Here is a 13,000-nt window from a genome sequence, read left to right as displayed (position 1 = left end):
AAAAAAATAATATTTACTTATGCTAGTTTCTTCTATTGTACATTTTCTTCGCAAAGATAGTTTTAGAGTTTTACATATAACCCTAGTTTGTACGTGCATCTTTGCCTTATCTTTGGCTTATTTTGTCGAATATATATTACATTTTTCACCTTGCCCTTTGTGTATTTATCAAAGATTTCCATATTTATTTATAATCAAGATTTCAGTTGTAGCGATTCTTATCAAGAAAATAAGCAAATATACTTTATTTTTTATCGTTCTAAACTTATTAGGTGCTTGCATATTAGCAGGCTATCATAGTGGAGTGGAAAGAGGGATATTTGAACCAAGTAGTCTTTGTTCAACTTTAATCCATATTCCAAAGCACTTATCCATCCAAGATATTAAAGAAATATTTTATAGCCAACCTATTGCAACTTGTACAAAACCGGCAGTTAAATTATTTGATATATCTATGACAGAATGGAATTTACTACTAAACCTATCTTTATTATTTACCGTACTCTTTATTTGGTTTTATCCTAATCCCAAATCCGAAAATTAATACTAATATAGAGGAAATTTGACTAGCACTAAGTATAAATCTTGAAAAATATAATAAGTATGCAAATATTTTACCATAGTATCTACATTTTTTATATAATCACTATTAAAAGGGCTGCTGATCGTCATTGCGAGGAGCTGCGACAGCAGCGACGTGGCAATCTTTTGAAGTATGACCACGATAGCAAACCTTACTTCATGAGATCGCCACGGCATCTAAAGATGCCTCGCGATGACGATTATACAAAAAATGTATGATACTATGATATTTTACATACTTGGATCAAAAAGAAAATTAAATTCTTTCCAGCTATTGTAACGCTTAGGGTCTAGATTATTAATAGGACTTGCTTGCCATACTGCCCTCATTGCACTGTCAGATAGAGCGTCACAAGCTATTTTTGTTATGTTTGGGCATATTGTTTCTTTAACTTTTACTTCTTTGACACTACCATCTTGATTTAAAGCTATATACAAAGTTACCCGTAGCTGCTCAAGGTTTTGTATCCCAATAGGTTTGCTCCATACTCTCTCTATTTGTTGTTTAATTAAAGATATTTCACTGATGGAAAGAGGCAATGTTTCATCGTAAGGACCTTTTGATTCTTGGGTTTCTTTATTTTCTTTGGACCTAGCTTGTTTATTTGATTTTGCACTCGACCCTTCAGATGATTGTTCTAAATTTTTAAGCAAAGAATCTAAGTCACTTTTATTAGGAATTTTCTTTTTTTTCTCGAGTGGCTTCTTTGTTTCTACAGGCTTTTTATCTTCTATAGGTTTCTTCTCTTCTATAGGTTTTGTATCTATAGGTTTTTTATCTATAACCTTCTTTTCCTCGATAGGAAGCTTGTCTTCAAGAGGTTTCTTTTCTTCTAGAAGTTTCTCTAGAGGTTTCTCTAAGGGTTTCTGCTCTTCTGTATCATCAGGTTTGCTTTGTTCTACTTTTTTTGTATCTTGATTTTCTATAGCTTTTTCAGATTGTTTTATTTTATTGGGTACATTAGATTTACTATTAATTGGTAACATTTCAAAAACTATTACTTGTTCTTCAGGAGATTTTTTAAACAATGATGGAAGACCAAATAAGAAGAAATATATTATTAGTAAATGAAGTACTACGGAGCAAATAAAAGAAATAGAAAAAATATTATTATTTATATTATTATTTTTCATTATATTTAATATTTGAAACTAGTGCTACCTTAGAAAAGCCTGCTGCATGGATTTCAGATACAACGCTAACTACCTCGCCATATGGCACATTTTTGTCGCCTCTTACAAAAATTCTAATATCTTTTTTTTCTTTTGTAATATTAGTTAGCTTAGTAGCTAAATTTTGTCTCTCTATTTTAGATTCCAATAAATATAATTCTCCTTTATTGTTAATACTAATCACTAACGGTTCATCTTGTCCTGACAGTGGGCTAGAAGTTGTTTCTGGTAAATCAACATTAATACCGGACACTAGCATTGGAGAGGTTATCATAAAGATGATCAATAGCACTAACATGACGTCAACGAGTGGTGTAACGTTGATCTCACTGACTAAATTACGTCTAGATCTTTGATTGTTTGAATTTGGTAATTGTATAGCCATTACATTTTCCCTTCATCTATGGCTCTTGATAGTATAGAACTAAGCTCATTAATGAAATCATCAATTTTGTTATTAATCTTAATTATTTGTGAAGAAAGGTAGTTATAAAAAATCACCGCCGGAATTGCTGCAAATAGACCTATTGCCGTTGCAAGTAAAGCTTCTGCAATGCCAGGAGCTACGATAGCAAGTGAGGTATTTTTTGATGCTGCAATAGATTGAAAACTATGCATAATCCCCCAAACAGTACCAAATAATCCTATAAATGGTGTACTAGAAGCAACAGTTGCCAAAAAACCTAAATTTTGCTCTAATCTTTCAAGTTCACGATTCCTTATCAAGTACATAGATTGTATTATTCGCTCTTTATGGCTAATTTTAAGTGCATCAGTGAGGTTGTTAGGATTTTGGCGTTTACATTCGTTCATAGCTGCTACAAAAACTGCGGCAAGAGGATTATTCATTGTTCTTTTAATAGTTTCATATAACTGATCTAAAACTGCTCCAGACCAAAAAGTAGCTTCAAAAGCTGCAATTCTCTTTCTTATTTGAACTAAATGAACTATTTTATCTATAATTATTGTCCATGCCCAAATTGAAGCAATTACCAAAATTATCATAACAGATTTTCCTATAATATCAGTGGATGATATCATAGAGAAAATTGATGAACCACTTTGTGCTGTAATTTCTACAACGTTATTAATATTGTTATGTGTACTCATTGGATGTAACTAACCTTCATTGCCTAAATATTGTTTCTGTATATATACTCAGCTAGACCTTCAAGAATTAAGGTTTCCGCGACCTAAAAATTTCAGCTGCTTCGTTACTCATGTACGCACAGCTAGCTCTTCTTGAAGTTATACCATTTCTGAAAACTAATCATCACGTCGTCGTACTTCATGATCTCCGCTCCGGTACTCGACACTCGTACTCCGAGTAGCAATTTAGTTTTGGGAAATGGTATTATACGATGGTACCTCTGGCCGGACTTGAACCAGCACGCCTTTTGAGCTGTAGATTTTGAGTCTACCGTGTCTACCATTCCACCACAGAGGCATTAAATCCCTAAAAATTAGATCATATTTTTTTAAGTTTTGTAGACAAAATAGCAATATCTTTGTATCATGTAAATAACTAAATTGCCCTGGACTAAATTCCGTTACGAATTCGAGAACGGAAATAACGATCTATAAGACCATTAGATAGAAATGTTCACACAACCTAAATTATCCTTGTCGTATTTGTTACCTTATCTTGACAAAGTGATAAGAAGCATAGTGAATTATAGTAAATTACAGTTAATTTTAATTAATTAAAGTTTCTTATGAAAAATATATTCAAACCAAAACCAGTTTCTGTTAGTTACAAGAACATAGACCTTACAAATCCTAAAGAAAAAGCAAAATTAATGACACAGCTAAGAAAAAAGAATGTTGATGCTCTTGATTTATCTAATAGTAAGGTTCAATTGGACAAAGAGATATTAGAGGCTATTATAGAAAATCCAATTTCCGAGCTTGATTTATCTGGTAACAATTTGGGAAATAACGGAGCTAAGGTAGTTGCAGGCATTATTCAGAATAGTACTAATCTTAAGATTCTAAAGTTAAGTAATAACCAAATTGGAAGTGAGGGCATGAGAGCTTTGTCATCCGCTTTTGATCATAATAAAACTGTTACTGATCTTGATCTATCGAATAATGATCTAGGAAATGAAGGAGCTAAAAAAGTTGCAACACTTCTTGCTAATAATTCTACTATTATTGATATAAATTTAGATAGTAACAAAATTGGAACAGACGGTCTGTTACATTTACCATCATCTCTTCTTAATCGAAACACTACTAATATTTCTTTAGTTTCTGCTTATATTCCAGAAGAAGCTGTTGCACGTTTTGCAAGAGCGTTACAATACAGCGACAACGTACACTCAATTAACTGTGTGGATAAGGATACAAAGGAGAAAGATTCAAATGAGATAGAAGTGTATGCTCAAAAATTATTTGATACTATAATTAAAATTAGAGATTCCAATGGTTTTGATAAAGAAAGTCAGAAAGAATTTAATAAACTAGTTTGGGAATGTATTGTACCACATCCCAAGTGGAAAGATCTTTTTAAGGACTTAGTGACAAACTCTAATAAACCTTACTTATTTGACCTGAATACTCTTGATGCAAACGGAAAGCCAATGCAAGACCAGGTTTATAATCCTGATCTAAAAACTTTTCTTTCCAATCATAAATCAGCAAAAGAATCAAAAGCAGTGCAACAAGGCGAGCTACCTCCACTAGATGAGAAATGGTTCAACACAACAGTAGGAGTAGACGCTCTGTCATTAGAGAATGCTACTGCTCAGAATGTAACAGAATCATTTTTGACATCAGTAGCAGGTAATGAAGGCGTGAAAGGAGCGTATGCACAGCTTAATGATATTCCAAATTCGCCTAATCTAGCACAGAGAATGCAGGAAAGAAATCTACGAGAGTATAATCTCGTAGACACACTTACTCCTAGTCTAGAAGAAGGGGCAGAAATGCGTACAATAACTGGAGATCATTTTGACCCACTAACGATGACAATTTTAGGTAATGATGACCCCCTACTAACTAGGACAATTGTTCATGATCAAGATGTACCAACAACAGCTAGATTATCGTCCGTTACTCCTAAAAAAGCTACACTAGAACATAAAGATAACCCAAAAATGCAAGCAGAGGCAAAAAAGCTGGGAAAAACTATGTTTCCACATATGGCTTCCCCATCTCAAAGTAATGCTACACCCAATACACCCAATACAGGCAAAAAACATGGGCAATCTAGTGGTTTTAAAAGATAACTTAATAAAAACTCATAGGATCGATATCTACTTTTAATTTTATAAATCTTACATTTGACATAAGAGTATTGTATGCCCAAAAAAACTAAAAAGATAAAAGATGATATAGACAAGGGTTATCTAGCTGACTTGGAAGATAATGAAGATAATTTACCTAAAAATAGAAGTACTAATAATAATGCTGAAAGTACTAAAATTTATAATATTTCTATTTGGAACGAAATGAATGCAGCGGATGGCAAGATACATGAGCTGAAACTTGCTGGTAATGCTAATAATTCTGATAGTGTTAGTGAATAATAAATATTAATCTAGGAAACTAAATTATAAAATTTAAATAAATATTTCACAATTTTCTTCTTGAAAAGAAAAGGTATGAAGCTTATACTATTATAGTATAAATAATAACATGATTCATGGGGTTTCTTATGATTGATTACACAAAGACTTTTACTGCTACTCAGAAAACATATGATGTCGGACTGAGAGAATACATGCTGAAAGTCTATAATTATATGGCTTTAGCTCTTGTGCTAACTGGAGTAATGGCTTTTGCTACTATATCATTTGAGCCATTAACTAGGCTTTTATTTCAAGTTGAAGCAAATGGACAGTTCATGGGCTATACCGGTTTGGGAACGTTGGTAATGATTTCTCCCGTGGGAATTGCTTTGTACTTTTTTATGGGATTTGGTAGGATGAGTCTAGATACTACTAAAGTATTGTTTTGGGTTTATGCTGCTTTAACTGGTATGTCTTTGGCATCTCTTGGGTTTATCTATACAGGAGAGTCAATTGCTCGAACTTTCTTTATTTGTTCATCTGTTTTTGGTGCAATGAGCCTTTATGGGTATACTACCAATAGGGATTTGACATCAATGGGTTCATTTCTTATCATGGGGTTATTTGGTCTTATCATTGTGTCGCTAGTCAACATGTTTTTACAAAGCTCAGCTATATATTTTGCAACGTCTCTCATTGGGGTTGGTATATTTATGGGTATTATTGCATGGGATACTCAAAAAATTAAGTCTATGTATTTTATGTCTGGAGGTGGAGAGTTAGGACAAAAAATGTCCATAATGGCCGCTTTTAATTTGTATTTAGACTTTATTAATTTGTTCTTACATCTTCTAAGATTCTTTGGTAATAGAAGAAACTAGTATTACAGTTGTAGTTACTCAGGGAAGTTTAAAAATCCCAACTAATGATAGAAAATACTAAATTATAGAAATAAATAGTTGTCATCGCGAGCCACAAAGTGGCGTGGCGATCCAAATAAACAGCAATTATCTTTTTAAAAAAATTAAATATTTTTTATCTGTATTTTATATAAATAAAAAATATTATTGATTAACAACAAATACACGTTTTTGTTGAATAAGCTTATGGCAAACTTCCAGTAATTTACGCATACAAGCTACTGTCGCAACTTTTTTAGGTTTAAAATTATTAATAAGTCTGTCATATAAAGCTTTTAAATATTGAAAGCCATTTTTACCTGTTAGTACTGCCATATATAGTGCATCTCGTGGTATCTTTCTGCCTCCTCTAATGAATCTTCGACCTTGTTTATTACCACTATCTCGAGCATATGGCGCTATTCCAACCATAGCTGATAATTCGTTGCCGCTATAATTTTTATTTCCCAACTCAGGTAAAAAACTAATTAATTTACTAGCTAGACATTTGCCAATGCCAGGTACAGTTTCTAATATTTTTGTTTTTTCTTGTAGTTCTTCTGATCCATCTATTATCTCATTTAATTTATCATCAATTTTAGATATTTCCTTTTGTAAGCATCCCATCAATGTTTCTATGCTTTCTTTGTCAATACCATCGACACTATTATGCAACCTCTTTTTTTCATTACTAAGCATCAATACTAAATCTTCCCGTCTTTGCTGATATCTCTTCAAATTTTCTGATTCAATTTGATGTATATAATTTGCTGTAAGTTGCATCTTATCACCGTAATACGCTAATTTAAAAGCATCTTGCTTGTCCGTTTTACAAAAATTTACTGACTTACTAAATGAATTAAAACTATAGGTATTTACCTTATGAATCCGTTGCTCATTACTATATAATTTTTGGCAAATTTCATCCTCGTAGCCTCCTGTGGGTTCGCACACTATTAGCTCAATTTTTTGCTCTTTTGTTAATTTTATAAGCTCTTCATGACCTAAATTATCATTTGCAAAACGATGATATTCCGGTTTACTGTTTGAAATATATATACATACATCAAGCCATTTTTTACTTACATCTAGACCTATTATTTTTTTCATAGTATAATCTCCTTCATCTTATTGTGCAAGGCTACTGTACTGCAGTACCTTCTGCAATTTGTTCAAAGCAAACTTAACGATAGAGGGTACTTATTCTGTTCACGACTATTTCAGTCTAGATTGCTTCAAGTCACCCTCTTACAACTACTTATAACATGTTTTTAAGATATAAGCTCGCTGTTTTATTTTTTGCCACTGCAACTTTTGGATTGCCGCGTCGCCGCTTGCAGCGGCTTCTCGCAATGACGATTTAAGCCTTACAACAGTGCTGCTTCGCAATGACGATTTTTTAACTTTCAACAGTTGTGGGGTGGGGGCATCGAAGGTACGGCAATTTTATATCGAATTCAGGATATTCTAGTAAAACTAGTTTTTATCGTATAGTTTTTGTTAGGACCTAAAACTTTATAACTCAGTTCAAAAGAATTCTTATTCAAGAATGTGTAATTAGCTTGATAAAAATCCAAGTTGCATTGATGTGTACCTTTAGCCTGAACTTTATCCTGAAAAGGAGTATTAGAGATAAAATGTAATTGGTAAAATAAAGCATTGTTATTTTCATTAACAAAATATTTAACAATTTTGTTTTGCTCTAGAGAGTATAGATACTCCTTAAAAGCTTTCACCCTATTGGTATTACCATAATATTCAACATCAAGCTCCTCTCTATATAATATACGTGAATGAGGTAAATATATATGTTCTTTATCTTCTATAAAGTAAGCGATTCCTTTAGCTGTACCATAATTGCCTAAAATTCTTGTAATAGCATATGTTCCAACTAGGTTGTGAAATATATTTAAGTGATTCTCTAAATTAGTTCTCGCAAATGCTTGCTGGGAATTCGCGTACTCACGCACTTCATGTACGCCTAGCCTGCTCATCGCTTGTTTATTGTTCTCATTCATAGGATCATTTAAATCTATTAAATCATTTGAGTACATTTCAACCTAGCAATAGCATTTTCTTTACCAATTATGGCGATAATTTCAAAAATACTTGGGGAAGCAGTCATGCCTGTTATTAGAGATCTAATGGATTGCATGATATCTGCAAGTTTAATATTATTATTCTTGGCTATTTCTTTAAATTTTATTTGAATTGACTCTTTATCAAAATTTTGTAAATTCTCTAATTCCTCAATAACTTGCTCTAGCAAATTTTTATCACAATTCTTGATTATCTCTTTGGCTTCCTCAGAGTAGATAATAGGAACGTTAATCAAGTAAATCTTGGCTAGTTTAGCTAATTCGACTAAATTTGTGCTTCTTATCTTCAAGTTTGGCATTGCTTGCTTAATATAGTCCGTTTCTTTCGTGGTAATTTTATAAGTTTTTTGCAAACTCTCACAAATCATTTTTGTTAATAGCGTAGTATCAAGCTGACGTAGATAATGAGCGTTTAAATTATCCATTTTGGCAAAATCAAGACGAGCAGGTGATTTGCCAAGTCCTTTAAGGTCAAACCATTCTATAGCTTGTTGTCTTGAAATAATCTCATCATCTTTGTGACTCCATCCTAACCTTAGTAAATAATTACACAAGCTCTCGGGTAAATATCCCATATCTTGGTATGCTTTTATTCCAAGAGCTCCATGTCTTTTAGATAATTTTGCCCCGTCATCACCATGTATTAACGGTATATGTACCATATGTGGTACATGCCAACCAAAGGCTTGATAAAGTAGGATTTGGCGAGCAGCGTTAGTTAAATGGTCATCCCCCCTGATAATATGGGTAATCTGCATATCGTGGTCGTCCACTACTACCGCCAACATATAGGTGCTACTTCCATCACTACGTAACAGCACCATATCATCTAGGTGGGAGTTTTCAATAGTAACATCCCCTTGTAAAGCATCATGGATAGTTGTATAGCCAGTTCTTGGAGCTTTCAGCCTAATCACTGGTTCTGTGGATTGGTAACCTTTTGAAAAGTTAGAAGGATCAGCATCTCGCCAAGGGCTTTGAAATAAAAAATGTTGTTTATTAGCTATAGCATTATCTCGCTGTCGATCTATTTCTTCTTGAGGCGTAAAACAATAATAAGCTTTTCCTTCATCTAGTAATTTCAGAGCTGCTTTTTTGTATAAATCATTTCTTTTAGACTGAAAAACCACTTCACCGTCCCAGTCTAAACCAAGCCATTTCAAACCGGAAAATATAGCATCTACTGCATCTTCGGTTGATCTTGTTTTATCAGTATCTTCAATTCGCAGTAAAAATTTGCCATTATGGTGTTTGGCAAATAAATAATTAAACAATGCTGTCCTTGCCCCACCAATATGCAAGAAGCCAGTAGGGGAGGGGGCGAATCTAGTAATTGTAGTCATAGTATTTCCTTTATAACCTCAGTTTTGGATTAAAATTAAAAATTTTAATCCAAAACTGGCTAGAATAATTTAAGTTCTTCAGAAAAATGCATTCTTGAAGCGGCTGCTACGAATGCATTTTAATCTATTATCGCTAATAATCTTATTTTTATATCAATAAAAATAAGATTATTAGCAAATGAAATATTTAACAATCAGGCATCAAACCGCTTTAAACCTTATTGTTTACATTCTCATTCCAATTTCGGATTAATGAAATTAATCCGAAATTGAGGTTTAAAGTTAATTCAGAGCGAGTTCTGCAAGAGGTCTAGTTAAATAAGCAAAATAATTTACCTCTATATCATCACTCAACTGCCAACTTCTATTGACGATATTATAGGTTAAGCCCTTAAGCTCTTTAAGCTCTATGTTATTTTTACTAAACATAGAATAAATTTCAGATGGTTTAAGAAATTTACTATGGTCATGGGTTTTTTTTGGTATCCAGCTAAGCACGTATTCTGCCATCAAAATAGCTAACATATAAGCTTTGACAGTACGGTTAATTGTTGAAATTATAATCATGCCATTTGGTTTTACTAAACTAGCTAGGTTTTTTACAAAATCACTAGGATTGTCTATATGTTCCATGACTTCTAAACATAGTACCACATCATACTGTTTGCTATTTGAGTATACTAATTCCTCAGCAGTTGATTTAAGATATTGTATATTCAAATTTTCTTCTTCAGCATGCTTCATCGCAATATCTATATTACTTTGTAGTGCATCTATGCCAGTGACTGTGCCATTTAGTTTATAGAGAGCAGAGGTAATTAATCCCCCGCCACATCCTACGTCTAAAATATCTAATTTTGAAGGTAGTACTACATCATCATCTATATTAAAATGCTCTTTTATCTTATCTATTATGTAACCAAGGCGAATAGGATTTATTTGATGAAGAATTTTAAATTCTCCATCTTCCTCCCACCACCTGCTAGAAATTTTACTAAACTTTTCTAGTTCTATTTGATTAATAGAAGATTTTGTAGACATATTTCTTCACTGGTTATAGAATCCATTCCTAATATACCACAAAAATCATGAAGCGCTAAGTGCTATTCTCAAATTATCTACCAAAAATCGTATAAAATGACTATAATAATATTAACTATAATTCTAATCAGTCTAATTTTTGCTCCTCTTGGTTGTATAAGCTTATGGAAAAAATATATTTATTTTGGTGATGGTCTTTCGCACGCAAGTTTACTTGCTGGAAGTATTAGTATCCTTGTCCATTTGCCTGTTGTTTATTCAGGACTAGTTGTTGCCATTATATTTGCTATCTTGGTGTTTACGTTAAAACATAGGTCAGGTGGTAGTAGCGTGGTAATGTTAATATCAAGTTTTATGTTATCTTTAGCCTTAGTAGTAGGTTATATGTACCCACTACAGATTAAGATCACTAACCTATTATTTGGCGATATTTTATCTGCCTCTTTAAATGATATATTAACCTTATCAATTATACTTATATTCGTTATTTCTTTCGTTTGGTATTTCTATAACCAGATTATTCTAATTGTCATTAATAGAGATATTGCACAAATTAAGGGGGTGAAAGTAAGAACGATTGAATTGGCATTTTTGTTACTGTTATCTTTATCAGTATTCTCGACTATTAAGATTGTTGGGGCATTACTCGTTACTAGTATTTTGCTGATTCCAGCTATGACCGCTAGGATGATTTCTAGTAATCCAGCACAAATGATTATCAATTCAGTTATCGTAGCTTTAATTGTAGACTTCCTTGGCTTAGTAGTGTCATTATATCTTGACATACCAATTACCCCAATAATTACGGTAATAAACACCATAGTTTATTGTGTATTCTATATAATTTCACGGGCAAATAAAACAGGATTTTTTAGATTATAGTCCAGGGTAATTTATAAAGTCCCAACTAATGATAGAAAGGTTTGTTTTTTAAAATGCATAAATGTCTATTAGCGAGGAGCCGCAAAGCGGCGACGTGGCAATCCAAAAGTTGCAGTGGCAAAAAATAAAACAGTAAGCTTATATCTTAAAAACATGTTATAAGTAGTTGTAAGAGGGTGACTTGAAGCAATCTAGACTGAAATAGTCGTGAACAGAATAAGTACCCTCTATCGTTAAGTTTGCTTTGAACAAATTGCAGAAGGTACTGCAGTACAGTAGCCTTGCACAATAAGATGAAGGAGATTATACTATGAAAAAAATAATAGGTCTAGATGTAAGTAAAAAATGGCTTGATGTATGTATATATATTTCAAACAGTAAACCGGAATATCATCGTTTTGCAAATGATAATTTAGGTCATGAAGAGCTTATAAAATTAACAAAAGAGCAAAAAATTGAGCTAATAGTGTGCGAACCCACAGGAGGCTACGAGGATGAAATTTGCCAAAAATTATATAGTAATGAGCAACGGATTCATAAGGTAAATACCTATAGTTTTAATTCATTTAGTAAGTCAGTAAATTTTTGTAAAACGGACAAGCAAGATGCTTTTAAATTAGCGTATTACGGTGATAAGATGCAACTTACAGCAAATTATATACATCAAATTGAATCAGAAAATTTGAAGAGATATCAGCAAAGACGGGAAGATTTAGTATTGATGCTTAGTAATGAAAAAAAGAGGTTGCATAATAGTGTCGATGGTATTGACAAAGAAAGCATAGAAACATTGATGGGATGCTTACAAAAGGAAATATCTAAAATTGATGATAAATTAAATGAGATAATAGATGGATCAGAAGAACTACAAGAAAAAACAAAAATATTAGAAACTGTACCTGGCATTGGCAAATGTCTAGCTAGTAAATTAATTAGTTTTTTACCTGAGTTGGGAAATAAAAATTATAGCGGCAACGAATTATCAGCTATGGTTGGAATAGCGCCATATGCTCGAGATAGTGGTAATAAACAAGGTCGAAGATTCATTAGAGGAGGCAGAAAGATACCACGAGATGCACTATATATGGCAGTACTAACAGGTAAAAATGGCTTTCAATATTTAAAAGCTTTATATGACAGACTTATTATAAGCTCTTCATGACCTAAATTATCATTTGCAAAACGATGATATTTCGGTTTACTGTTTGAAATATATATACATACATCAAGCCATTTTTTACTTACATCTAGACCTATTATTTTTTTCATAGTATAATCTCCTTCATCTTATTGTGCAAGGCTACTGTACTGCAGTACCTTCTGCAATTTGTTCAAAGCAAACTTAACGATAGAGGGTACTTATTCTGTTCACGACTATTTCAGTCTAGATTGCTTCAAGTCACCCTCTTACAACTACTTATAACATGTTTTTAAGATATAAGCTTGCTGTTTTATTTTTTGCCACTGCA

14 protein-coding genes and 1 tRNA gene are annotated in these 13,000 nt (G+C 32.6%); 6 read left to right on the top strand and 9 right to left on the bottom strand.

Going from position 1 to position 13,000, the window contains the following annotated elements; translation table 11 throughout:
• The first annotated feature begins 19 nt into the window (after window positions 1-19).
• Window positions 20-544, top strand: a complete 525-nt coding sequence (locus AAHN03_RS06515; protein WP_341763314.1) for a disulfide bond formation protein B — start codon at window positions 20-22, stop codon at window positions 542-544.
• A gap of 269 nt (window positions 545-813) precedes the next feature.
• Here the strand turns inward: AAHN03_RS06515 and AAHN03_RS06510 are convergent, their stop codons facing one another.
• From AAHN03_RS06510 to AAHN03_RS06495, 4 genes are all read right to left on the bottom strand, one after another.
• A complete protein-coding gene (locus AAHN03_RS06510; RefSeq protein ID WP_342278536.1) occupies window positions 814-1,716 on the bottom strand; it encodes a cell envelope integrity protein TolA in 903 nt (300 codons plus the stop codon).
• Complete coding sequence (gene tolR, locus AAHN03_RS06505) at window positions 1,706-2,140, bottom strand: protein TolR (RefSeq protein ID WP_341755720.1); 435 nt, start codon at window positions 2,138-2,140, stop codon at window positions 1,706-1,708. Before tolR ends, AAHN03_RS06510 begins: the two co-directional genes overlap by 11 nt.
• Entirely contained in the window at window positions 2,140-2,865 is a 726-nt protein-coding gene (tolQ, locus tag AAHN03_RS06500; protein WP_342278535.1) for a protein TolQ, read from the bottom strand. Before tolQ ends, tolR begins: the two co-directional genes overlap by 1 nt.
• A 252-nt stretch (window positions 2,866-3,117) precedes the next feature.
• Window positions 3,118-3,202: transfer RNA gene (locus AAHN03_RS06495), tRNA-Leu, on the bottom strand.
• A 268-nt stretch (window positions 3,203-3,470) separates the two neighbouring features.
• On the opposite strand from AAHN03_RS06495, the gene AAHN03_RS06490 reads away from it, so the two are divergent.
• From AAHN03_RS06490 to AAHN03_RS06480, 3 genes are all read left to right on the top strand, one after another.
• On the top strand, window positions 3,471-4,985 hold the full coding sequence (locus AAHN03_RS06490; RefSeq protein ID WP_342278534.1) for a hypothetical protein: 1,515 nt from the start codon (window positions 3,471-3,473) through the stop codon (window positions 4,983-4,985).
• Between the two features lie 72 nt (window positions 4,986-5,057).
• Window positions 5,058-5,285 carry a hypothetical protein gene (locus AAHN03_RS06485; protein WP_342278533.1) on the top strand — a complete coding sequence of 76 codons (228 nt, stop codon included), beginning with the start codon at window positions 5,058-5,060 and terminating at the stop codon, window positions 5,283-5,285.
• A 128-nt stretch (window positions 5,286-5,413) separates the two neighbouring features.
• Window positions 5,414-6,148 carry a Bax inhibitor-1/YccA family protein gene (locus AAHN03_RS06480; RefSeq protein WP_341760938.1) on the top strand — a complete coding sequence of 245 codons (735 nt, stop codon included), beginning with the start codon at window positions 5,414-5,416 and terminating at the stop codon, window positions 6,146-6,148.
• A 183-nt stretch (window positions 6,149-6,331) separates the two neighbouring features.
• Here AAHN03_RS06480 and AAHN03_RS06475 read toward each other — a convergent pair whose 3' ends face one another.
• From AAHN03_RS06475 to ubiG, 4 genes are all read right to left on the bottom strand, one after another.
• Window positions 6,332-7,276, bottom strand: coding sequence for an IS110 family transposase (locus AAHN03_RS06475; protein ID WP_342278216.1), 945 nt, complete (start codon window positions 7,274-7,276; stop codon window positions 6,332-6,334).
• 347 nt (window positions 7,277-7,623) lie between these two features.
• A complete protein-coding gene (locus AAHN03_RS06470) occupies window positions 7,624-8,220 on the bottom strand; it encodes a DUF6314 family protein (RefSeq protein WP_342278532.1) in 597 nt (198 codons plus the stop codon).
• Complete coding sequence (gene gltX / locus AAHN03_RS06465; RefSeq protein ID WP_342278531.1) at window positions 8,202-9,608, bottom strand: glutamate--tRNA ligase; 1,407 nt, start codon at window positions 9,606-9,608, stop codon at window positions 8,202-8,204. The genes AAHN03_RS06470 and gltX overlap by 19 nt, the downstream gene beginning before the upstream one ends.
• A gap of 282 nt (window positions 9,609-9,890) precedes the next feature.
• On the bottom strand, window positions 9,891-10,649 hold the full coding sequence (gene ubiG, locus AAHN03_RS06460; protein ID WP_342278530.1) for a bifunctional 2-polyprenyl-6-hydroxyphenol methylase/3-demethylubiquinol 3-O-methyltransferase UbiG: 759 nt from the start codon (window positions 10,647-10,649) through the stop codon (window positions 9,891-9,893).
• A 96-nt stretch (window positions 10,650-10,745) separates the two neighbouring features.
• On the opposite strand from ubiG, the gene AAHN03_RS06455 reads away from it, so the two are divergent.
• Entirely contained in the window at window positions 10,746-11,531 is a 786-nt protein-coding gene (locus tag AAHN03_RS06455) for a metal ABC transporter permease (protein ID WP_341763320.1), read from the top strand.
• 310 nt (window positions 11,532-11,841) lie between these two features.
• Window positions 11,842-12,693, top strand: coding sequence for an IS110 family transposase (locus AAHN03_RS06450; protein ID WP_342278529.1), 852 nt, complete (start codon window positions 11,842-11,844; stop codon window positions 12,691-12,693).
• Here the strand turns inward: AAHN03_RS06450 and AAHN03_RS06445 are convergent.
• Window positions 12,645-12,800 (bottom strand): hypothetical protein, encoded by a 156-nt coding sequence (locus AAHN03_RS06445; RefSeq protein WP_342278528.1) that lies wholly within the window; start codon window positions 12,798-12,800, stop codon window positions 12,645-12,647. The two genes, AAHN03_RS06450 and AAHN03_RS06445, sit on opposite strands and share 49 nt — an antisense overlap.
• Window positions 12,801-13,000: the final 200 nt, after the last annotated feature.

It is taken from the genome of Candidatus Tisiphia endosymbiont of Myopa tessellatipennis, assembly GCF_964031105.1.
GTDB lineage: Bacteria > Pseudomonadota > Alphaproteobacteria > Rickettsiales > Rickettsiaceae > Tisiphia.
Note: the sequence above shows the minus strand (reverse complement) of the source record. Positions and strands in the feature narration are given on the sequence as shown.